The organism is Rhizobium sp. C4, assembly GCF_021026315.1.
In the GTDB taxonomy this organism is placed as follows: domain Bacteria; phylum Pseudomonadota; class Alphaproteobacteria; order Rhizobiales; family Rhizobiaceae; genus Ensifer_A.
On the sequence record NZ_JAJNCX010000028.1, the window covers coordinates 1 to 21,658 of the forward strand.

The 21,658-nt window shown below is 57.6% G+C and carries 18 protein-coding genes, 1 tRNA gene and 1 pseudogene; 10 read left to right on the forward strand and 10 right to left on the reverse strand.

The features are described 5' to 3' along the window. Positions 1–169 (forward strand): annotated as a pseudogene (locus LQK84_RS24340) (IS3 family transposase); the annotation flags it as partial. A gap of 54 nt (positions 170–223) precedes the next feature. Here LQK84_RS24340 and LQK84_RS24345 read toward each other — a convergent pair. Then, a complete protein-coding gene (locus tag LQK84_RS24345) occupies positions 224–496 on the reverse strand; it encodes a hypothetical protein (protein WP_230831389.1) in 273 nt (90 codons plus the stop codon). Positions 497–632: 136 nt separating this feature from the next. Between LQK84_RS24345 and LQK84_RS24350 the strand changes: the two genes are divergently transcribed. Next, positions 633–905, forward strand: coding sequence for a helix-turn-helix transcriptional regulator (locus tag LQK84_RS24350; protein ID WP_230831390.1), 273 nt, complete (start codon positions 633–635; stop codon positions 903–905). After that, positions 902–2,134, forward strand: coding sequence for a type II toxin-antitoxin system HipA family toxin (locus LQK84_RS24355; RefSeq protein WP_230831391.1), 1,233 nt, complete (start codon positions 902–904; stop codon positions 2,132–2,134). The genes LQK84_RS24350 and LQK84_RS24355 overlap by 4 nt, the downstream gene beginning before the upstream one ends. Positions 2,135–2,524: 390 nt before the next feature. On the opposite strand, the gene LQK84_RS24360 is transcribed toward LQK84_RS24355, so the two are convergent. The 3 genes from LQK84_RS24360 to LQK84_RS24370 form a co-directional block, all read right to left on the reverse strand. After that, entirely contained in the window at positions 2,525–4,234 is a 1,710-nt protein-coding gene (locus LQK84_RS24360) for a DNA integrity scanning protein DisA nucleotide-binding domain protein (protein ID WP_230831392.1), read from the reverse strand. 272 nt (positions 4,235–4,506) lie between these two features. Next, on the reverse strand, positions 4,507–5,400 hold the full coding sequence (locus LQK84_RS24365) for a nucleotidyltransferase domain-containing protein (RefSeq protein WP_230831393.1): 894 nt from the start codon (positions 5,398–5,400) through the stop codon (positions 4,507–4,509). Between the two features lie 11 nt (positions 5,401–5,411). Continuing rightward, positions 5,412–6,350: a patatin-like phospholipase family protein gene (locus tag LQK84_RS24370; protein WP_230831394.1), complete on the reverse strand. Its 939-nt coding sequence runs from the start codon at positions 6,348–6,350 to the stop codon at positions 5,412–5,414. A 513-nt stretch (positions 6,351–6,863) separates the two neighbouring features. On the opposite strand from LQK84_RS24370, the gene LQK84_RS24375 reads away from it, so the two are divergent. From LQK84_RS24375 to LQK84_RS24385, 3 genes are all read left to right on the forward strand, one after another. Next, positions 6,864–7,217, forward strand: a complete 354-nt coding sequence (locus LQK84_RS24375) for a 4-fold beta flower protein (RefSeq protein ID WP_230831395.1) — start codon at positions 6,864–6,866, stop codon at positions 7,215–7,217. A gap of 43 nt (positions 7,218–7,260) precedes the next feature. Beyond that, positions 7,261–9,420 (forward strand): CHAT domain-containing protein, encoded by a 2,160-nt coding sequence (locus LQK84_RS24380; protein WP_230831396.1) that lies wholly within the window; start codon positions 7,261–7,263, stop codon positions 9,418–9,420. Between the two features lie 980 nt (positions 9,421–10,400). Next, positions 10,401–11,324 (forward strand): phage exclusion protein Lit family protein, encoded by a 924-nt coding sequence (locus tag LQK84_RS24385; protein ID WP_230831397.1) that lies wholly within the window; start codon positions 10,401–10,403, stop codon positions 11,322–11,324. A gap of 323 nt (positions 11,325–11,647) precedes the next feature. On the opposite strand, the gene dinB is transcribed toward LQK84_RS24385, so the two are convergent. The 5 genes from dinB to LQK84_RS24410 all read right to left on the reverse strand — a co-directional run bounded on the left by dinB (position 11,648) and on the right by LQK84_RS24410 (position 18,270). Next, positions 11,648–12,772 carry a DNA polymerase IV gene (gene dinB, locus LQK84_RS24390; RefSeq protein ID WP_269072247.1) on the reverse strand — a complete coding sequence of 375 codons (1,125 nt, stop codon included), beginning with the start codon at positions 12,770–12,772 and terminating at the stop codon, positions 11,648–11,650. Between the two features lie 17 nt (positions 12,773–12,789). Then, positions 12,790–13,455, reverse strand: a complete 666-nt coding sequence (locus tag LQK84_RS24395) for an SOS response-associated peptidase (protein ID WP_230831398.1) — start codon at positions 13,453–13,455, stop codon at positions 12,790–12,792. Between the two features lie 12 nt (positions 13,456–13,467). Next, a complete protein-coding gene (locus LQK84_RS24400; protein ID WP_230831399.1) occupies positions 13,468–15,534 on the reverse strand; it encodes an ATP-dependent helicase in 2,067 nt (688 codons plus the stop codon). Between the two features lie 574 nt (positions 15,535–16,108). Next, positions 16,109–18,091, reverse strand: a complete 1,983-nt coding sequence (locus tag LQK84_RS24405; protein WP_230831400.1) for a hypothetical protein — start codon at positions 18,089–18,091, stop codon at positions 16,109–16,111. 89 nt (positions 18,092–18,180) lie between these two features. Continuing rightward, a tRNA-Ser gene (locus LQK84_RS24410) sits at positions 18,181–18,270 on the reverse strand. 306 nt (positions 18,271–18,576) lie between these two features. Here LQK84_RS24410 and rplU point away from each other — a divergent pair. The 4 genes from rplU to LQK84_RS24430 all read left to right on the forward strand — a co-directional run bounded on the left by rplU (position 18,577) and on the right by LQK84_RS24430 (position 20,566). Then, positions 18,577–18,882: a 50S ribosomal protein L21 gene (rplU, locus tag LQK84_RS24415; RefSeq protein ID WP_109856460.1), complete on the forward strand. Its 306-nt coding sequence runs from the start codon at positions 18,577–18,579 to the stop codon at positions 18,880–18,882. 25 nt (positions 18,883–18,907) lie between these two features. Then, positions 18,908–19,180: a 50S ribosomal protein L27 gene (gene rpmA / locus LQK84_RS24420; protein WP_230831401.1), complete on the forward strand. Its 273-nt coding sequence runs from the start codon at positions 18,908–18,910 to the stop codon at positions 19,178–19,180. 142 nt (positions 19,181–19,322) lie between these two features. Continuing rightward, positions 19,323–19,958: a GNAT family N-acetyltransferase gene (locus LQK84_RS24425; RefSeq protein WP_230831402.1), complete on the forward strand. Its 636-nt coding sequence runs from the start codon at positions 19,323–19,325 to the stop codon at positions 19,956–19,958. Then, a complete protein-coding gene (locus LQK84_RS24430) occupies positions 19,955–20,566 on the forward strand; it encodes a GNAT family N-acetyltransferase (RefSeq protein ID WP_230831403.1) in 612 nt (203 codons plus the stop codon). The genes LQK84_RS24425 and LQK84_RS24430 overlap by 4 nt, the downstream gene beginning before the upstream one ends. Positions 20,567–20,664: 98 nt before the next feature. On the opposite strand, the gene LQK84_RS24435 is transcribed toward LQK84_RS24430, so the two are convergent. Beyond that, positions 20,665–21,126 (reverse strand): acyl-CoA thioesterase, encoded by a 462-nt coding sequence (locus LQK84_RS24435; protein ID WP_442967017.1) that lies wholly within the window; start codon positions 21,124–21,126, stop codon positions 20,665–20,667. Positions 21,127–21,658 lie beyond the last annotated feature (532 nt).

The window sequence follows — 21,658 nt, forward strand, 5'->3', positions numbered from 1 at the left end:
CCGGCCACACTCGTCGCTCGGATACCAGACCCCGGCAGCCTATGCCGGGACAATCGCCGCAACCAGCTCCAACGCTGCGCAATGTGAAAGCTACGCGTTTCCGCCGGTTGCTCAAGCCGCGCCATTTGGCGTATCAAAAACCGCCGAGGCTCTAATCGCAGCCGGATGAAAGTTCAGTGGCAGGTCAGTACCCCGCAGTCTCACTCCGGTTTCCGTGCGGACTTTATGACTTCTTGCTTCCGTTCGCGCGCCCCATCGTCCGTTTCTTCCTCCACATGGCGTCGAAATCCAGCTCCCTGAACATGGAAAAATCAATATCCGGATTGAGCGGCAGATTGGCTATGTTGTGCGCCGACTTTCCGGTGATCTGCTTGAAACCGTATTTGGAATGCTCGTCTTCCCCGGCGTCGTGACCTGCCTGAAGACGGATATCGCGATCGCGAACATTTTTATCACGGCCTTCGGCGATAAAAGCATTGCTCGATGAGTGAATCACCTCACCTCGCTTACGGTAGAAACTTCCCGATCGGGGCAAGGTATGCAGAATTGTAGTTTTGCTTCCCGTTCGGTAAGAGACTACTTGTTTCTCCTAAAACCTTCCTGTACGGTAAGCTTCATTGCAGGAGGCGAAGATGATCCGCACGGCCCGAGATTTCGGCGCTTTGATCAGGGAAAGGCGGAAGGGTCTCGGCTGGACCCAGGCCGAGCTTGCCAGTCGTTCCGGCACGGGTGAACGCTTCATCGTCGATCTCGAATCCGGCAAACCAAGTTGTCAGCTCGAAAAGGCACTGATCGTTGCCCGCACCGTCGGCCTCGAGATCGGGGATATCAAAGCCTCCGCGCCATCGCTTCCGGAAGGGGTGGACGATCTCGACTTCCTGCCCACCTTCAGTGACAGGCGATGACCTCCATCTTCTACGAAAATTTCCCCGTCGCGCGTCTCACCTTCACGGATCGATGGCGGCTCGATTACGATCCGTCATGGGAGGCACGCCGCTCGGCATTTCCGATATCGCTGACCATGCCGCTTCGGTCGGGGACGATAGATGCCGACCGATTGTTGCCCTGGCTTGCCAATCTGCTTCCCGAAACGCATCTGGCCGAGATCGGTCAACGTCTCAAGGTATCGCCGCAGGATATCGTCGGGTTGCTCGGTCATATCGGGCGCGACACGGCGGGTGCCCTGTCGATCGGCGAGCCCAGAAAGGCAGGTATTCACCTGCAACCCGTTCCCGACGAAGCCGCGCTCGAGCGCATCCTGAACGAGCTTCCGGCAAAACCGTTTCTGGTTGGCGAACGCGGGGTTTCGATGTCGCTGGCAGGCGTTCAGGAAAAGCTGCCCGTTTTCGTCGATGAGGCGGGGAAGATTTCCATTCCCGTTGATGGCACGCCCTCGACGCATATCCTCAAGCCAGATACTGATCGCCTGGCCAGGAGCGTCGAAAACGAGGCTTTCTGTCTGGCGCTTGCGCGGGCCTGCGGATTGGATGCGGCCGAAGCGGCAATCGGCCAAGCTGGTCGGCGGCGATATCTGCTGGTCAAGCGTTATGACCGCTTCAAGGATCGAGATGGGGAAATCCGCAGACTGCATCAGGAAGACCTCTGCCAGCTCACCGCGCGCTTCCCGTCGCAGAAGTATGAACGTTCCACCGACGGTCGCGGCGTGACCCTGAAAATGATGTTCGACGCGGTGAGCAGTTACGTATCGCCGGCCGAGCGCACGGCGCTATTGGACGGGGTCATATTCAATGTGCTGATCTGCAATTCGGATTCTCACGCCAAGAACTATTCCGTTTTGATCGGTGCTGGCGGGTCTGCGAAGATGGCTCCGCTCTACGATCTGATGTGTGCGGCGGTTTATCCTCATGTCGATCAGAGCCTTGCCCAGGGCATCGGTGGCAAGTTTGTTGCCGCTGAACTCCATGCGGCCGACTGGAAGGTATTTGCCGAGGAGATTGGTCTCAGCGGCGCAGCGACCGTCAAGCGGGCTAAGAAACTCGCATCGCAGGTAGAAAAGGCGTCGGAGGAAGTAGCGAGGCATATTCTGGCTAACGCCGGAGATCCGAGCAGGGTTCTTGAGCGGATCGCGTATCAAATCGGCAAACGCTGCCGACGGATACGACAACAGCTCTGATCTGAATAGGTTTAGGAGATGACAAGCCAGTCAGGCAGAGGCTTTGATTGGAGGCACGTGAGTACAATGGAATTGCCAAACTTTGACCGTAGGATGCTTCGATAGGCAATGGCTGGCTGTTTTGCGGATGGAGCAGAAATTATTTCCGCTATGGGGCCGAGAGGGGACCGTCTGTTGGCAAGGCAACTGGCGCGAAAAGCGGACGCCGAAGTTCTTGCTACCGAACTGTGAATTTGGCCCGTAGCGGACATTGACTACCTACCAATCCAATGACCGCAAATGGGGCGACGCGGCAGGAAGCGGATTCTCAAAACAGCTGGGAAGGCCGGCAATTATGAGCCCCATTCTCACTGCCCAGACGATAACTTCTATCGCCTCAAGCGGACAGGCCTAAGCGACGAGGTAGCTATCGTTCATCGCCGGGTCGGTAAAGAATCGCGGGCCTATGTACCTTAGCTCGAACGACTCTCGCGGAATCGCGTCTAACCTAGCGAGCGCCGCATTGATCCGGTCGCATTGATGCTGATTTAAATAAAACCTGAGGTCGGTAAGCCTGTTTCGCGGCTTATGGAAATTGTCAAGGCTGGACGCCTCGAGCGCGGCCACAGCTGCCTCGATCATGTGCCGACTCATCCTGGGCCGGAGCAACGGGATCACATCAAGGGTTCGGTCGTCGGACATGACTATCGCGACCCGGGGCACCGACCCGGCTGCTACATAGCGGATAGCCGAATTGTAGCGAGCCCCTCTTGATGGCGTGCAGCGCTCGTTCGCCTCGCCGTCAAGGATGACGCCGATCGCGTGACATATTCCATCTGGGGCCACTAATATGGTGCCATCAATTTTGGACGCTCTGTTGAGAAGCGAACTGGTCAGGGAGGCGGGTGCTATGCGAGTTCCCTGCGCGGCGAGACGATTGGCTTCCTGTTCTGCGTCCCGCCCGATCACAATCATACTTCCGTGCGGCTGTTTACTCATCTCGATCACCGCCGCTTGATGGATCTTCAGCATCTGGCTGGTCATCTCTGGGAAGAGGCGAGTAAGTGAATCGGCAAAGCTTTCGGGGTCGACCGCGTCACGCGGCAAACTGGGTTCGCCAAAACGGCATTGAAGCATCGTTGTGCCATTTCGCTGGAACAGCCAGTCGTGCTGGTCAATGAAGTCTATGTGAAACATCGGCGCACCATCAATGGCGACGCACCCCAAGCCGAAAGCTTGATCATAGTTCGCGATAAGCGGCATTTCTTGGGTCGACATTTCCAGCAGCTTTCGAACCCACCGCTTCTCCTGAAGGCTCACAGGCTCGGCAAACCGAATGACATATGTGATCCGGGGGTCGGCTTCCTGCGCGAATACCATTCGCCCACTGCCACGCCCGCCTTCATATGGTAGTTGTGAGAGTTGTGTGAACAGGTGGAATATATCGGTTTTTACATGCTGGCCGGGGATGACTGATACACGCATGAAGAATTTGGCGGCGCTGACAACGACCTCCTTCGCGCCACGCATATGACTTCCGTCGGGGTCAGCCGTCGCAAGTGCGTGCTGGGCTTCGATAAGAATTGCGCTTATGCAACTCAGCGCGAAATTCGTCTCGCTCGTCCGCTGCAGCCATTCATGGGGGATAGTGGGATACGGCACGAGTGCGGACTTCGGTACCTGAATCGCGCAGACAACGTAGTGCTTGTCGATAGGGACGGCGAAACTGCAGAACGTTTGAAGGCCCAGAGTGGTGTCAGCATTGTCGAGTTTTTCACGTACTGCTTCGGTTATGGCGTCGCGTAGAATTCGCTCTGGTTGCTGCGCCATGATGCGCGGGTGTGTGTGAAAAACGTTGCGGTCAGGATGTTCCTGCCGCTTCTGTTTAATTACCTCGCCAAGACCTTCGAACATGTCGACGGTCCAGCGGTCCTTCTCCGGCTCAATGCATATCGGATGGGCGTCTTCGAAGCCCTCCCGACGAACGCCCACGAGAAGAACAATGGGCTCGGCCTTGATGCCAATCTCCTTGAAGACACCATTGGCGACGCGCTCTAGATTGATCCTAAAATGCTCCTGCCATCCCCAAATGAACAAATTTATTAGCTTGCCGTCCATCATCCGAATCCTGATCCGTCATTGCCATCCCGGCGGCCCATAAGTCCTTCTTCTCAAGATGCTTACGCTTATGCAAATTTCGGCTGCTTGTGCTTCTTGTGAACGTGGATTGTCCGCACCTCGCGGGAAATGCCATCGTAACTGTTTCTAGACTCAGTTTTCGTCTCAAGATTCTCCTGAAGACGCTGAATCGTTGCAAGCTTGCTCGCCTTTCCATTTTTGTACGTTCCAAGCGAGCAGGTTTGGTCATCGGTGTCGTATATTCTCGTGTCAGATTAAAATTCATTCCAATATTTCTTGAAGGTCTCCATGAAGGTCTCGTGATCATTCGGCGACCAACACACCTTGTGCCCATGGCGGAGCAGCCAGTGGATGCCGTTAGCGCAAGTGAGGCTCGACTTATCTTGCATCCCGTAAATGTAGTTGAAGCAGTCAATTACGGTCTGTTGATAGCTGCTGCCGAACAGGTTATTCGGCACGTTCCACAGCATCCCCTCTAAAAAATATGAGGGGGCAATGCCCTCCCCAAGTCGCCCCTCAGTAACCATCCGGTTGCGGATGTTTTTGAAAATCCGAACCGTTGGTTTGAAGTAGCCTTTTGTATTTTGGTGCTTGGCTGTGCAGTTCGCGGAGTGCTGCTTCGGGTAGTTTATGACTTCGGTGCCGTCGTTGGTCCAAAAAACGATGCCTTCACGGTAGTTTGGTTCGCCGTAGGCCTGGTAGGAGATGTACGTGCGATGCTCCGCGCACGGGAGCACATCTACATCCCGTCGGGATGAATTTCCTGGTACGAAGATTGCCTTGCTTCCGGACGTTACGCTTGATCCGAAATTCCGTGTCAGCCAGTCTGTCACTTCGGATTTGAAAGCCCCAAGGGAGTATTCCGCCTTTGACCAACCCTTATCGAAGTTTGCTTTTTCGATGGCGGATAGGTTGCTGGTATCCGAATAGTATACTGAGGTGAGGCGGATAACTATATCCACGTCACTGTCCGCCCAGACATTTGTATCGTTGCCGTATGAGCCTTGAAGGAATGTATCGAAGTTCTTCAGATGATACGGGGATCGCGCGTCTTTCAGGACATCGCTGATTGTCTTGTAGGTGGCAGCAGATTGTTGAATGCTGCCTTGGGCGGACCAAGTTTCCAACTGCGCTTCACTAACGGCCATTTTCTCATTCGCTAAAGGAGGAAATCTTTCAGTGTGGATTCGACTTTCGCAAACGATTCGCGCCCGCGCTGTCTCAGCATGTTCAGTTTCTTTAGATTGTGCTCGAACAAATCGGTTGCCATCTCAGGCTGCTCGAACGTGTCGCTGATGCGCACGGTCGGCACGTCCTTGAACAATATGGATCGGAGCTGATCCATGGACTGCGTGTTGATCTCCAGCGTCTTCTGCAGGAGCTGGACGCTTAGGAGGTATTTGGCCCAATACATCTTGCTGAACAGCGGGGCCTTGGGACTGGGATAAACCCCTACACCCACGCTTACCACCCGCAAATCCTGGTGCGCGATGTTTAGTGATCCTGTGGCGTCTGCTATGGCGTAGAGGGTAGGGTTGTTGGCACAATAACCGCCATCGACAAGCTTCACCTCGTCGCCGTTCGCTTTCGTAACGGTCTTGGGAGCGAAGAATGGGAATGCGGAGCAGGATGCTTGCACCGCGTCTCCAATTGAGACGCCAAATCCAGGCTGGAAGGTGCCCTTCCGGCCATGGGCCTGCGAAATATTCGCCTTGAATATCAGTGGGCGCTCGATGTCCCAGTTTGTGGTGACGACGCCAACTGCCGTCTTCACGTCATCGAACTTGGCGTTTTTGAAAATTTCTTTCGCCAACTCTGCAAGCTTTGCCGACTTATCGTTCGGCTTCTTGAGCTTCATGATGTCGGGCACGAACTTCTTGTACAGATCATGAATCTCGTCCACCGACATACCAAGTGCGATCATGGAGCCAATTATAGAGCCAGTACTGGTTCCGAAAACAAGATCGAAACGCTCGTGCAAACGGCAGCCAATAAGTCCTTCGATTTCGGCCAGTACGCCAAGGGTATAGAAACCTTTGGCTCCGCCCCCATCAAGGCTAAGAATCCGATAGGGTTTGCTTTTTTGCCTGGTGACCATTACGCGACCAATCTCCGTCCCTCCTGCAACCTATACATGAATGCTGGCGACTTTGCGGAGGTAGATCTGAGTTGTCCACAAACCAGAGTTGGAGAGACTGTTGCGAACGCTATGCGTTGTAGCCGCTGTTTCAGCGTGACAGGCGCAATTCCAGTTTGGTTGGCGGCTCTGTGTATAACTGAAAGATCGTTTCCTACGTGTCACAACTCGGTTAGGAGAACATCAGAGCGGGGTATTCCCTGAATTGTAACAACCAATGAATGCATTCGGCGCGAAGGCGACGTGCCCTCCTCCCAAGACGATGTCCGCTTAAGGTCGGCTCAACGACGGGGTCTATGACCGACTTGAAGGCGCGTTCCCGCCATCAAATTGATCTTGTTCTGTCTCTATGTAAAATGATTGCTCTGTGCTGGGTGTCCCGTGGATTAACAGGTAGTGATAGGCCCATAAATTGTACCCGTTCGCCCAGCATTCCGAAACTTTACGTTGAAGATAGTGCAGGATGGAGGCGTCATGGATTTTTTTGATAAAGGCGGTAAGGCCACTTGTTACACGCCGGACGGAGAGCATCTGTATCTCTGGACGGGAAAGCCCGTTGGCTATTTCAGCGACGATCGCGTCTATGGCTTCAACGGAAAACTGTTGGGCTGGTTTAGCGATGGCTGGCTCTGCGACCGAAAAAACAAGCCTGCATTGTTTTCGCCTGACGCGAGTGGCGGGCCAACAAAGCCTGTACGAAGCATCTCGCCCGTAAAATCAGTCCGATCGGTGCGCCCCATCAAATCGGTCCGACAGGTGGCGCATGTCAGGCCTGTCAAAAGCCTGTCCTGGTCCCAGTATTCGAGTGCCCTGTATTTCCAGCAGTAAGACCGAGCCGGTCTGATCACCTTCTTTGTCCCACGATGCCCCAATGGTCACACCACATCCCGATATTTTCTATATTTACGCGCTGAAATCGTGGGAAGTGAACGAGGTGACGCCGTTTCAAGGGTTTGCACCGGGGTTGATTCCCTTGGCTCCGCTGCTGGCCCTCCCTGCATTCCTGCCGACTGACATAGAGCAGCTGAGCATACCGCCGAAAGACCAGATGGCACGACGGCGTGGCGGCATGGCGCATTGGATCTGGAGTCCGGTCAATCTCGATACGCTGATCGAGAAGCGAAAACCCCTGCCTCTTGCTCCCTTCATGGTGCTGTTCACGGCAGATGCAGGTGTCGCGCACGCGGTGGCTAAATGGCGCAAAACACTGACATTAAAACCGCTTCATGTCAGCACGATTGCAGGTGTGGGTGCGCTCGCACCCGATGAACTGACATTGGAACGGCTCCGCCTCTATTGCCGGATGGCGCTGCGCCAAGCCAGGACATTGCAGCGCAAGCTCGATATCGGGGACAGCCTGAAAGCCCTCGATAACTGGAAACCGTTGGAGGCGCGGCCTTCGAGCCTGTTCTTTCACGGGCATAATGTCACCGTTGCCAACGAACTGACATTGCGGAGCATCGGGGAGGACGCGCCAGATAATCCCGAAGGTCATCTGAATGTGTCAGAGCACGAGAGTTATGTCCGCGGAATAACGGAAGCGACGCAAGCCGTACTGAAGCTTCACGATGACATTGCCGATCGCGCGGCGTTTCTAATTCATCCACGCCAGCCCGATATCGCGCTGGTCGCCCCGGCTTCCTATCGAAGGATTGAGGAACGGGCCCAACAAGGCGCACCATCGGAGATCGTGAAAAAGGTTCTTCGGGCCATGGACCGCCAGCGCGGCTTCACCCTCGGCCTCCATGCCGAGGAAGACGACATGGACCTTATCGGTCCGATTTTGAGCTTGCGAGGGGCAGAGCTCAAGCTACAGTCTATGGCGATCGCATTGCGATCCGCATCTACACTGGCTGCGACGATACGGTTGCCGCCAGCGGTTAACCGAACAGATGGTGTTGTGGCACAGCTCTCGGCGCATCTGCGATCCTATGAAAATCCTCCCGACAGCAAGACTGCGAGAGTGTTCAGAACTGTCCAGAACGCGCTTAGAGACGCTGTACCGGCCGAGCATCTCGCGCTTATACAAGGATCGAAATCCGGCATCAAAATCATCGCGGACGCGGCGCTGGAATGGTTGCCCATAGATGGGCTTCCTTTGGGGCTTTACACCGACGTGTCGCGCATACCCGTGACGCCGGGCAACATCCTTATCGAGCAACTGCTTCCCCGTCCGCCGATACAAGTCAGGCCCGAGAGCTTCCGTAATTTCTTGCTTCTGTCGATGTTCGATGAAAAGGACCATCTCGCGGAGATCATCGCGCAGGCCATCGACAAACTTGAGGATAGCAAAGGGCGGCCAATCCACGGCACCCGACGAACGCCCCGTTCTGTCAAGGAATTCATCGCAGCGGTGAACGCCTATGAGGGTCCTGTGCTGATTGTTGATAGCCATGGGCAGCACATCAACGACAAGGTGGCTGGAGGGCTTATCATCGGAGGTGAGGCGATCGATATCTGGTCCCTGCGTGACCATATTAGAGTACCGCCTATCGTCGTGCTGAGCGCTTGCGATACCCATCCCCATGACCGCAACCATGCGTCGATCGCGAACGGCTTCCTGAGCTGCGGTGCATCTGCCGTGCTGGCAACGGTCCTTCCCATTCGTGGGGACGCCGCCGCCGCGTTCGTGCGAAGGCTCCTGCTCCGTGCGGTGGAATATGGCGGGATAATGAACAGTATGGGCCGGTCTGTGCCATGGACCGATATCGTTAGCGGGGCACTCAGGATGCAGCTGGCCAGTGACATTTGCGGCGGCCTAAAAGATCGTGGTCTTGTCACGGAGGTACAAGCTGCAGAACTACAGCTATCCGCCAACATGGATCTCAATCCACATCGGAAGGACTGGCTGCACAGGCTGGCATTACGGTGCCAAGAGGCTGGAGGCTTCAACGCTGTCCGATGGCAGGTCCTCTACGACGATATTCTCGCCGCATCGGATGTGATCCGCTACACCCATCTGGGCAATCCGGAAACCATCATTCTCTCGGAGCCAGCTGTGTTCGAGCGGTTCTACAAAGCCTTCGAGTAGGCGCGCCTAAACGCTTGCGCCAACGGCTGCTTTTAAGATTTTTAGGATATGAACCGAAGGACCGAAACGGGGGCGCAAGGCGGAAATTATTTCCGCCTTGCGCCCCCCAGATCGCACGTACACACCTTTGTTTCCCTTTTCCTGAAAGCGGCCATCTACCGCAGCGAAGTCTAGTCGCCGTCGCGCGCCAAAGCGGTCGTTGGTTCGACTTGTACAAAGGCGGCTCAAAGCCGCCTGTCGCATCTCTGAGACGTAGTCTTCTGGTGGCGTCCATCTGGGGGCCGCTTTACGAGCGCTCCGCTCCGATCCAAGCTGCGAAGAGCCGCCGAATCGTAGAAGGTGAACGCAAATGCCGATAATAGACTCTGGAGCTTACTCACAGCCCAACACCGAATACCTGCCAACGGCTGACGAGGCGTACGATTGCTACGAAACAACGCATGAGTTCGTACGTCACGTGAGCAAAGAGATCGGCAAGCTGAAAGACCCGAGACTTGCTGTCGCAACACGCTTGTTCAAAGATATGCCCTTATGAAAGCAAGCCAACTTCTCCGAGCTCCCCGAAATGCCTCTGCCGTGAGGCGGCTTAGGCCGGCTGCGAAGACCGATCCTGATGTACGATCCCCAGAGCTGGACATCCTATGATTTGGACCAGCAGCAGCTTCTATCACGTCGTCGCGATGACCTTTAGCCCTAAAAAGCAAAGTTCGCATTTGGGCCGACGGCCGGTAGTGCACAGAAGCGCTAAAGAAGAGGCAAGGGAAGGAAGATCAATCGGAGCCGACAAGCGTCCGTGTGTTAGGTCTGCATGCGATACATTAGCCCTTCTAGGCCGACACTTCACTTGTAAAACAGAGGACCAATGACAAATTTCGGATGCGAAGATTAAATCCTCGCTGTCACGTCCGCGGCTAGTCACCGAGCACTTAGTAGCGCTAGTACCCGGCTATCTAATCCGTTCTAAGTATAGGAAAAGCGCAATGCTAGATGTCTCAAAGGCTATCGACTTACTGTTAGGTGGCGCGGCCCCGGAGCGCCTTGAGGAGATCAAAGCTCTTTGGGGTGACGCGGACGAGCGCGCTTTCCTTTCAGATCGGACAGGGTTTCTGTTGCAGGCCGGCTTCGGGGTGGTGCAGGTCAACGAGATTGCTTTGCGCCAACTCTGGATACTGACTTACGCCTTTTCGCGCGCTGCCGACTTCTACGCCTTGCCCCTCCTGCATTTGGCGAAGGCGCAGCTTCCGTTCGACGAAGGGCTCTTGGCCGGCATCCCCGACCAAGCAGTCGGCGATGCCGCCTTCGATGAGGCGCTCAGTGCAGTTGCAGCGCTGGCTGAGGCACTGTCGATTGACGAAGTTCCTTTGCCTGCTGGGGTGCCCATTCCAGCCTCTGGGGTTCGATCTGGCGGTGTCGCGGAACAAGCTGGTTTCGACCTGGCGTGTATGGCTGCGGCCTATACCTTTCTGCATGAGGTACGGCATGTTTTACTGGCCAAGGCCGACGGAGAGACGCTCGCTCCGGTCGAGGAGGAGATCGAGTGCGATCGTTTTGCCCGAGACATGATGCTCGGCCGAGTTGATGAGTACGCCCGCGACCATCAGACCGATCCTGCTGCAGTTGCAGCAAAGCGATCGCTAGGCATACTGTTCGCGAAGCTTTCCATAGTGGCCATCACACCGCCATCGCAAAGGCTGGGCTCCGAGACCCATCCACCTGTTCGTGATCGCATTCGCTCGGCGGTAGACGCGGCACCCGACCCTGCACCAGATTGGTTCTGGCTCGCTGCCGCAGGCGCGGCCGCAGCGCTCACGCGAGGCCTTGCCGTACGTGAAGGAAATCAGCTTGAGCCTGTGCCCTTCCACCAATTCAGCGATTTAGCACGTGTGTTGCTGCACAAGCTGTGAACTAGCCGGTGCAAACCTCGCATGGCAAAGATTCCAAATGATCAAGGAGATGTCTCCAGGTTCGATGCGCGTGGACCTGGACGCGAATGGCGGAGAGGACGGCACAAAGCCGCTTCTATGCTTAGGCAGCCCGCTAGTCCTCGACGGCGTTTACAAGCCCTAGTTTCATCGAATCAGCGTTCCGGCGGGATGTTTTCAACGACCGCCACGGGCCGAACTCGGACCACATCGCCAGATGCCCGGATGTCCGCTATCGCCATTCGGTGCCCAACATCTGACAGTCCGTTTGCGGCCCCAGAACGGTCATTCGAGCATCTCGCCCGCTAGAACAACGTGAACTGGTTCGTGGTCAGATCTGTCACTCTGTCTTGGAGCGACGAGAGCGTAATTCCCAAAAGCCGAATTCCCTTCGAGATGGGAAAGACTTCTCCCAGGAGGAGCGCAGCAGACCCTTGCATCTCCCGTTCGCTTGCAAACGGTATCGGCAAAGTCTTGCTGCGCGTGATCTGCTGGAAATCCGCAAACTTCACCTTCAGTGTCACCGTGCGCCCGCTGATCTGCCTCGCCTCGCAATGCCGCCAGACCTTCTCGGCGAGCGGAACCAATTCGCTCTTGGCCGCCTCAAGATCGAAGATGTCGGCCATGAACGTGTCTTCGGCTCCGATCGATCTGCGAGGTCGATCCGGCTGCACGGGCCGCTCGTCGATCCCTCTCGAAATCCGATAATACCATCCGCCAGACTTGCCGAAGTTCGCCTGCAGGAAATCGAGTGACTTCGCCTTCAGGTCAGCACCTGTCAGAATGCCCAACCGTTCCATCTTGGCGGCCGTTGCAGGCCCGACGCCATGAAACTTCTTCACCTCCAGCGCCTCGACGAAGGCGGGCCCGTTCTTGGGCGTGATCACCGCCTGGCCGTTCGGCTTGTTCAGATCGCTGGCCATCTTCGCCAGGAACTTGCAGTAGGAAATCCCGGCAGATGCGTTCAGGCCTGTAACCTCCTTTATGCGCGCCCGGATCCGGGTGGCGATATCGGTTGCTATCGCAATCCCTTGCTTGTTCTGCGTGACGTCGAGATAGGCCTCGTCCAGAGACAGCGGCTCGATCAGGTCGGTATGCTCGGCAAAGATCTCGCGGATTTGAGCAGAGACGGCGCGATAGACATCGAAGCGTGGCTTGACGAAGATGAGGTCCGGACAGCGCCGCTTGGCTGTGACCGATGGCAGGGCTGATCGGACACCGAAGGTGCGGGCCTCGTAGCTCGCTGCTGCCACGACACCACGCGCTGCTGATCCGCCGACCGCGACAGGCTTACCGCGGAGTTCCGGATTGTCGCGTTGCTCCACGGAGGCATAGAAAGCGTCCATGTCGACGTGGATGATCTTGCGCACGGGTGCGTCAACCGTGCCCTGCAAGTTCTCGTCTGTCTTTAAAACCGCCAAGCCTGTCATGGCATCATCGCTCAGCGCTACATCTTATCTGTCGGATTTGCCGGAGGCTCGACCAGGATCAGCATGCTAGCGGGCAGGGGACGCTGGAGGTGCTTCACCTGATCCCACTCACCGGTCAGCCAGAGATCCACCTCTTCAGGCGTCGTCAGGATCGCCGGCATGGCCTTCTGATGGATCGGTGCGACGATCTCGTTGGGCGTGGTGGTGAGAAAGCCGTAGAGCTCGAACTCGCGCTCTCCGTCTCTTACCTTCTTGACACCCTTCCACGGCGTCCAGAAGCCCGCAAAGAACATCAGCGGCCGATCTGGATTTTGCGCAAACCAGGCGTTCGGCACCCGACCGCCTTCGACCTTGCTTGCGGGGTCAGGCTCGGCGAAGGACGTGAAGGGAACGACACAGCGACTGGAAGGCCCAAGCCAGCGCCGCCAGTGGGGTGAGTTCACGTTGCGGATATTGGTGACGCCCGGATCGTAATTGCCTTTGAGAAAGGCTGGCGGTGTCGGCATGCCCCAGGTGCAGCTTGCGATCTCTCTGGTCCCATCTGCACCGACGCGGACGATCGGGGCAAGCGTGCCGGGGTAGACGTCGAGCGATGGCTGGTTCCAGCCTGCCTTGTCGGTGAAGGCTTTTGTGAAGGCCATGACGGCATCGCGCGTCGTCGTGATGTTGTAGAGATTGCACATAGGGCGCTCCTCCTATTGCCACATGCCGCGCATTCTCGCGCCAACGTCGATCCTGATCTGGCGGGCGCTGCGTTCGCTGGCGGCAGCAGAGACCTTCGGCCAGCTCGTCGTCTCGAAGAATTGCAGCAGCGTTGCCGGGATGAACCGCGTGCGCGAGGCGTAGACATGCCGATCGCCCTGCGCATTCTGCCCGTGGGTGAAGAAGCGTTGCGGCGTGATGAGGGCGAGGTGATCACGCGCCCGCGTCATCCCGACATAGAGCAGCCGGCGTTCCTCTTCGAGTTCTGCGGTTGTTCCCGCTCCGAGGTCGGAGGGCATGCAGCCATCGACCACGTTCAGCATGAAGACCGAACGCCATTCCTGTCCCTTGGCGGAATGGATGGTCGAGAGGATGAGGTAATCCTCGTCCAGCAGCGGCACGCCTGCCTGGTCGCTGGTTGCGTCTGGCGGATCAAGCGTCAGTTCCGTCAGAAAACGCTCGCGGCTCGGATAGCCACTGGCGATCTGCTCGAGCTGAAGAAGGTCGGCTTTGCGGGTATCGGCATCTTCATGAAGTCGGTCGAGATGCGGTTCATACCAGAGGCGGGCGATCTCCATCTCACCCGGCCATCCGCCCTCGGCTTTGCGGAGACTGGAGACGAGCTTGATGAAGGCAGGCCAATCTTCACCCGTCTTCGGCGGCGGAGGGATTTCTGCAAGCGACTGCAAGGGCTCGGGGTCGGCCGCGATCGTGTCGAGGATCTTGCCTGCCGTCTGCGGGCCGATCCCCGGCAGCATCTGGAGGATCCGAAACCCTGCCACCCTGTCTCTCGGGTTCTGCGCAAAGCGGAGCGTTGCGAGCAGATCCTTCACATGGGCGCTATCCAGGAACTTGAGGCCGCCAAACTTCACGAAGGGGATATTGCGCCGGGTGAGTTCGACTTCCAGCGCGCCGCTATGGCTGGACGTGCGGAAGAGGACTGCCTGCTGCTTCAGCGTCATGCCGATCTCTCGGTTCGCCAACACCTGTTCGACGATGTAGTTCGCCTGATCGTTCTCGTCCTTGACCGTGACGAGGAGAGGGCGCTGATCGGACTCACGGTCCGTCCAGAGGTTCTTGGTGAAGCGTTCGCGGGCGAGATCAATGACGCCATTGGCGGCCGAGAGGATCGGCTGCGTCGAGCGATAGTTACGGTCGAGTGTGATGATGTCGGCAGGCTTCGGCGAGAACTCGTTCGGGAAGTCGAGGATGTTGCGAACGGTGGCGGCCCGGAACGAATAGATTGACTGGGCATCGTCTCCGACGACGGTCAGCCCGCGGCCGCCCGGCTTCATCGCCATGAGGACGGAGGCCTGCAGGCGGTTGGTGTCCTGATACTCGTCCACCAGGACGTAGTCGAAGCGGCCGCCGATATCGTCGACCAGTTCCGCATCCGACATCATCTGCGCCCAGTAGAGAAGCAAGTCGTCATAATCGAGGACGTTCTGCGCCTGCTTGGCCTCGACATAGGAAGAAAAGAGCCGCTTCAGCTCTGCCTCCCAGCCGGTGGCCCAAGGATAGGCTCCCTTAAGCACCTCAGTGATCGAGGTCTGCGCGTTGACGACGCGAGAATAAATGGCAAGGCAGGTTCCTTTTGTCGGGAAGCGGCTCTCGGTCTTGGAGAGGCCGAGCTCGTGGCGGACCAGATTCATCAGGTCGGCGCTGTCCTCGCGATCGTGGATCGTGAAATCGACATTCAACCCGATCTGGTCGGCATACATGCGCAGGAGCCGCGCGCCAATCCCATGAAACGTTCCAGCCCAAGCCAGCGCATCGGTCATGATCGCAGCATTGTCGCCCAGCACTTGGCGACAGATGCGCTCAACCCGGCGTCCCATCTCGGAGGCAGCGCGACGAGAGAAGGTCATGAGCAGAATGCGGCGCGGATCCGCGCCATTGACGATGAGGTGCGCCACGCGGTGCGCCAGGGTATTGGTCTTTCCCGATCCAGCTCCTGCAATGATGAGAAGCGGACCGCCGATCGATCCGTCTTCAGCACCGACGCCATGCACGACTGCATCACGCTGCCGGTCGTTCAGTTTTTCCAGATATGCTGCCATCCGTCCCCGTCGCATCGCAAAAGTGTTGCCTGCATCGAATTGTCGGCGCAGTCAGAACAAATATGGAACATAACAGCATGATCTAAGGCTGGAAAGCCCCCAGCAAACCCGAGGCGTGGGGCTGCAAATCACCCGTTTCACCGGGTCGCAAGCGGCGGCCTTGGAAACCAGGCGGCATCTCCGCGCCAATAGAAACTCTTAAGAAGCGGTGTCGCTCTGCGCGCGTTGCACCGCGAGCAGACGACCTTGAAGCGAACGGTTTCGATCTTGGTGTCGGGGCCGAACCGCCAGACGAGTGCCAAGATGTAGCTCTGCGAGAGCCTCTCACAGCTTGCGCATTCGAAAAACAGCGCCAGCCGATCGTCCACCACATCACGCAGAGTCCGATCATTAGGGTTTCGGTTGTCTTCAAACTTGGGGTTCGGCATGAGTGAACAAAATAGGAACAAAAACCTATCGAGTCCAGAACCGTTTTTTATTTCACAGGCTTGTTGACGTTCAGCGAGGTCCCTTCGGCCGTATTAGCGAGGCGCGAAGCGGAAATAATTTCCGCTTCGCCATTCTCCGCGCAGCGTCATTCCAGCTTCTCGAGTGGATCTTTAGACTTGGTTCCGATTGCACGTCCCAAAGTCCGTTTCTTCTTCCACATCGCGTCGAAATCGAGTCCCATGAACACGCTGAAATCAATATCCGGATTGAGCGGCAGATTGGCTATGTTATGCGCCGACTTTTCCGTGATGTGCCGGAAACCGTACTTCGAATGTTCGTCTTCGCCAGCGTCGTGACCCGCCTGGAGCCGAAGATCGCGATCACGGACATCCTGATCACGTCCTTCGGCGATAAAGCCGCCGCGCAGTGAGTGGAATACCTCGCCTCGGGTATCTTTGATGCCAGCCCGCGCATAGAGCCGCCCCATATACTGAGACGCTGTCTTTGATGGATCCGCCTTCTTCATGAGCTCGGGAAATATAAACTCGTCGCCAATCGTCTGAGTCCAGTCGACAAATCCGATCTCGTTCAGGAAGTTGTGAAGCACAAAGAACTTGACGCTGTCATCGGTCTTCACCGGGACGGTTTTCCAACGGCCGCCCACCTGGATGAGATTGGTGACTTGTGCCACCGCGACGTCGTCGTATTTCTTGCGGATATCGCTGCCACGGAGATGAACGAGAAGCCCTATCCGCCGGCCTGTCATCAGGCCGATAAGCGGTAGCATTGCCTCATCCATGAACCCCGAGCTTACTCCCACTTCGAAAAGCTTTGAAATCTTGTCGGAACCAAGTGGTTCCGCCGAAACTTTTTTTCGCGCGCTGTCGGGATAGCGCAGAGAGGCGTCTCGCATTGGATTGACGTAGTCGTACTTTGTGGTCTGCGAGCCGAAGACTGATTTGACGACCGCCACGTAGCCGTCTTCCAAGGTCGCCTTGGCGAGCGGCAAGACTTGAAGTTCTGCGTTCCAGCGGATGATGTCAATTGTCGACATCCCTGCTGGGCGATCTTTCTCTTTCGCTGGCCATTTTCCCATGAGGTGGACAAAAGCTTGAAGGTCGGTCGCCGTGTAGGTGTCGATCGGGTGATCACCAATCAGCTCTAGAAACATGTTGAGGCGCATTTCGGCGGTTTTGACGTCCTTCGCCTTTTCGGTCTTGCTCTGGTAGCGATCAGACAGATATTCGCTCGCGATCTGGCTGAACAATGGCTTTGTCGACGGAGCGCGGTCAACTGATTTGCGGTCCTGCTCATAAGCGGGTGTCCTGTCGACGTTGATGCGCCCGGATGCACCGCGTGCCTTAATTAAGGGTGCGTCTGATGTTTTCGTCGGTGCGCCTGAGGGCATGTGGGCGGCAGCGGAGTTCGGCTCTGGCTGCTCAGCCCTCGGCTCGGCTGCCGTCAGGGGTGTAGGTGGCGGTGAAGCAAAGAGCTGAGGCTCGGAGGCTTTCCCGTCTCGAAGTTCCTTCTCGAATTTCTGATATCGGAGGGTGGCGAGCGCCTCCGCGTTGTCGGCGATTACGGACTGATGCGGCAGGCCTTGCTGCTTGGCAGAAAGCTGCTGCGCATAGCTGACGACATCCTTCATGAATGCGAGCCCACGGGCCTCATCGGCTGGAGGTTCCGATGGTGGGTTGCGTATGTCGAAAAGCGTTGACTTCATCATCATGGTCAGCTGCACGAGAAGCATGGCCCGCTGCTCGTCGTCGTCATTGCTGTCTGGTTCTGTACCAACCATGCTTTTTGCAAGCTCCCTGAATCTCACCCGGGCTACCGCTGCCAATCGATCGGCGATCTCGCGCGCCTCGCGCTTCGGCAGCACGCCTAGCCCGATGCGGATCGGCCGCAAGCCCCTGCCTCCCACAGACGCCGGAATACGCAACTGGAACACCCAGGCCGATCCGGCACGCACGAGATAGCGTTCCGAAGATGGCGCACGCGGCTTACGAATCCGTTTCGATGAGGAAATGATTTCCGCTTCCGGAGGGGTCTGTATCGTCGGCTCGGATGATACAACGGTTGTTACAGCGGATGTTACAATGGCTGTTACAATTGGCTTCTTGGTCAAGATTCTGGCCCTTGGTTGGGGCAGATCACTCAGAAAAGCGTATGAGGCTCAAACACTTGCGGGGAAATTGGAGGAGAGTGTTTGTACGATGGCGGAGAGGGTGGGATTTGAACCCACGATACCCGTGAAGGTATGCCGCATTTCGAGTGCGGTGCATTCGACCACTCTGCCACCTCTCCGCATGTCTGGTCGGCGCGGTTTGCCGCGCGGGCTGTCTCATAGCGAGAGATGGATGGGCTGGCAAGAGCGAAAATGCAAGAAATCAAAGAGGCTTGGCTTGACAGTCTTTAAACCTTCACGTATCCCGCCACGGTCAAATGGCATGGACTCTGTCCGCTGTTTGCGCCCGCAGCACATGCGGGGTTTCACCGGCAGGTGGGTTGAAGCTGCAAGGCTTTGGAATTCCTGCTCAATCGACTGATAAAAAGACGGCCGTCTGTGCAGATCGTGCAGAAAGAGCCGGAACGGACATGAAAGGTTAAAAAATGTTCGCAGTCATCAAGACCGGCGGTAAGCAGTACCGCGTGGCCGCCAACGACGTCGTCACAGTTGAAAAGCTGGAAGGCGAAGCAGGCGCCAAGATCGAATTCACCGAAGTTCTCATGGTTGGCACGAAGATCGGCGCTCCCGTTGTGGAAGGCGCTATCGTGACGGCGGAAGTTGTCGAACAGGGCCGCGCCAAGAAGGTTATCGCCTTCAAGAAGCGCCGTCGGCAGAATTCCAAGCGCACCCGTGGTCATCGCCAGCATCAGACGACTGTCCGTATCCTGGACATCGCGGCCGGCAAGTAAGAACAAGGTTTAAAGGAGAACTCCCATGGCACACAAAAAAGCTGGCGGCTCCTCGCGCAACGGTCGCGACTCGCAGTCCAAGCGCCTTGGCGTGAAGAAGTTTGGCGGCGAAGCCGTCATCGCAGGCAACATCATCGTGCGTCAGCGCGGTACGCAGTGGCACCTGGGCGACAATGTCGGCCTGGGCAAGGACCACACGATTTTTGCGCTTACCGCCGGCAATGTGAACTTCCGTACGAAAGGCAACGGCCGCACGTACGTGTCCGTGATGCCGAAAGCGGCGGAAGCAGCGGAATAAGCCGGTAGCGCTCTAAAACAGCCGGCGTCTCATCAGACCCGGCTGGCGCACCTGAAAATCAGGTTCAGACCAGAGACAAAAAAGGGGAGATGGGGCGATACCCAACTCCCCTTTTTCTTTTGTCTCTGAAAGGACTGAACCGATGCAAAGCGAACTGTTGAGAGAGGGGCCATCCCGGTCCCCGCTGGAGCGGCCAGAGCCGCAAAGGGCGTTAAGTGCGTCCCCCGTCCTGTTATCCGAGCGGCTGGTTTTGCGCGCTCCCCACATTGATGACATCGACGCCCTTGCCCATCTCGCCAACAATGCCAAAGTCGCCACCATGGTTTCGCGCATGCCCCACCCCTATACGGTGGCCGATGCCCGAGCCTTTGTCGGTCGTGCCGCCCATGGCGGGATTGGCAAGGCCGTCTATGCCATCACCAAGGCGGATGACGGTCGATTCCTCGGTTGCTGCGGGATCGAGCAGGATGCAAGCGACCCTACCCGTGCCGAGATCGGCTACTGGCTGGGCGAGCCGTTCTGGAACCAGGGCTATGCGACGGAAGCCACGCAGGTTCTCGTCGACATGGCGTTCCGGTCAGGTCCCATCGAGACGATCGATGCGCGTTGCCGTGTCGTCAATGTCGCCTCGCGGCGGGTCATCCACAAGTGCGGGTTCCAGTTCCAGGGCACCGGCATGGTTCCGGTTCTCGCCATGGGCGGGCCGGTTCCGGTCGAATGGTACCGGCTCGACCGGCGCACCTGGATGTCGTTGAGAAGCTGGGGAGGTTCGAGATGAGCGCGCTGGCACTTCCGCAGTATGGACAACGTCGCGCCATGGCATCCGCCCGCAGCCTCGACTTCGCCACCCAGCCGACCATCCGCACGCCGCGGCTGACGCTGCGCAAGCTGAAGCCGGAAGACCAGTACCGGATTGCTGCCGCCATGCAGGATATCCGGGTTGTGCGCATGCTGACCTCGGTTCCGGTTCCCTATGCCAGCGACGATGCGCTGGACTGGATCCGGCTCTGGGATGCCGGCGATATCAACGGCTGGGCCTATGCGATCACCTTCGATGGCGGTGCGCTGGAAGGCTGCATCACCATCGAGTGGCGGGAAGCGGGCGACCGCACCGGCTGGCACCTCGGCTACTGGCTGTCTCCCGCCCACTGGGGCGATGGCTACATGCGCGAGGCGGCGGGCGCCGTCATCGAGCGCTTCTTTGCCCGGATGATGGGCGAGACGCTCTTTGCCGGCGCCATTGCCGACAATCCGGCCTCGCTGAAGGTGCAGGACAGGCTCGGCTTCCAGGTCACGGGGACCAGCGATGTCTATTCGCATTCGCGCGGTGCGATGGTCCCGGTCATCGACACGGAGGTCACGTTCGGCTCGTTCATGCCGGCGTGACACCCGTCTGCCTGTATTGAGGCAATTCCGGACGCGAAACGGTTTTCACGGTCTACCCGGAATTGCCCGAAGGCCCCGCCGATCCCTGCGGCGGGGCCTTAACCTGCAATCTCAGAGAGCGCCTTGCGCATCGCCTCGCTCAGCGCCTTCGGGCGGCGGGTTTCCCGGTCGACATAGACGTGGATGAAGAAGCCTTCGGCGCTTGCCGTCTCCTCGTCGTTGCGGAAGAGGCCGACCTCGTAGCGGACCGAGGACGAGCCGATGCGGGCAACGCGAATGCCGGCGCTCACCACATCCGGAAACATCATTTCGGCATGATAGCGGCAGCCGGTTTCCACCACGAGGCCCACTTCGGTTCCGGCCTTCAGATCCAGCAGCCCCGCCTCGATCAGCCAGCCATTCACGGCGGTGTCGAAGAGCGAATAATGCACGACATTGTTCATGTGGCCGTAGATGTCATTGTCCATCCAGCGCGTCTGGATGGTGCGAAAGGCGCGGTAGTCGGCGCGGGTAGAGGGGCCAGTGCGGACATTTGTCGGGTCTGGGGCTGATGCGGACATGAACTCACTCCTCGTTTTGCCGGCGCATTGTCACGAGCGCCTGTTGATGCGCAAGGGGGAGGGCGCCTGATCCCGTCAGTTCCAGCCCGGTGAAAAAGACTCCCCCTCAAAGGGGCAGCCACAACCGCTGTGCCCCGCCCCCTCATCTGCCTGCCGGCATTTTCTCCCGGTGGGTAGAAGGGGTTTGCGGCAGCGCCTCTTGCCAATCTCCCCCCTTGCGGGGGAGATGCCCGGCAGGGCAGAGGGGGGTATGGTGCGGCATACTCGGCTTCCATTGAACGTCTCGTGTGTGGCACCCCCCTCTGTCACTTCGTGACATCTCCCCCGCAAGGGGGGAGATTGGCGGCGCGCCAAAAGCCCGGCAGGCGATCCGCCTCCGGGGTTTGCTTCATTCTCATGATCCCCTTCACAGAAGATCGGCCGGGGCGTCTGCAACACCTCGTAATTGAATAAGTAATATGGCGTCCCAGACGCCCCGTTTCAGTCCTTGTCACTCAACGAACTTGGATCTCAACGCCCGGTCCGCCCCCGC

Coding starts and splice junctions, on each gene's coding strand:
- LQK84_RS24350 (WP_230831390.1), top strand. CDS start 633: ATGATCCGCACGGCCCGAGATTTCGGCGCTTTGATCAGGGAAAGGCGG.
- LQK84_RS24355 (WP_230831391.1), top strand. CDS start 902: ATGACCTCCATCTTCTACGAAAATTTCCCCGTCGCGCGTCTCACCTTC.
- LQK84_RS24360 (WP_230831392.1), bottom strand. CDS start 4,234: ATGATGGACGGCAAGCTAATAAATTTGTTCATTTGGGGATGGCAGGAG.
- LQK84_RS24365 (WP_230831393.1), bottom strand. CDS start 5,400: ATGGCCGTTAGTGAAGCGCAGTTGGAAACTTGGTCCGCCCAAGGCAGC.
- LQK84_RS24370 (WP_230831394.1), bottom strand. CDS start 6,350: ATGGTCACCAGGCAAAAAAGCAAACCCTATCGGATTCTTAGCCTTGAT.
- LQK84_RS24375 (WP_230831395.1), top strand. CDS start 6,864: ATGGATTTTTTTGATAAAGGCGGTAAGGCCACTTGTTACACGCCGGAC.
- LQK84_RS24380 (WP_230831396.1), top strand. CDS start 7,261: ATGGTCACACCACATCCCGATATTTTCTATATTTACGCGCTGAAATCG.
- LQK84_RS24385 (WP_230831397.1), top strand. CDS start 10,401: ATGCTAGATGTCTCAAAGGCTATCGACTTACTGTTAGGTGGCGCGGCC.
- dinB (WP_269072247.1), bottom strand. CDS start 12,772: ATGACAGGCTTGGCGGTTTTAAAGACAGACGAGAACTTGCAGGGCACG.
- LQK84_RS24395 (WP_230831398.1), bottom strand. CDS start 13,455: ATGTGCAATCTCTACAACATCACGACGACGCGCGATGCCGTCATGGCC.
- LQK84_RS24400 (WP_230831399.1), bottom strand. CDS start 15,534: ATGGCAGCATATCTGGAAAAACTGAACGACCGGCAGCGTGATGCAGTC.
- rplU (WP_109856460.1), top strand. CDS start 18,577: ATGTTCGCAGTCATCAAGACCGGCGGTAAGCAGTACCGCGTGGCCGCC.
- rpmA (WP_230831401.1), top strand. CDS start 18,908: ATGGCACACAAAAAAGCTGGCGGCTCCTCGCGCAACGGTCGCGACTCG.
- LQK84_RS24425 (WP_230831402.1), top strand. CDS start 19,323: ATGCAAAGCGAACTGTTGAGAGAGGGGCCATCCCGGTCCCCGCTGGAG.
- LQK84_RS24430 (WP_230831403.1), top strand. CDS start 19,955: ATGAGCGCGCTGGCACTTCCGCAGTATGGACAACGTCGCGCCATGGCA.
- LQK84_RS24435 (WP_442967017.1), bottom strand. CDS start 21,126: ATGTCCGCATCAGCCCCAGACCCGACAAATGTCCGCACTGGCCCCTCT.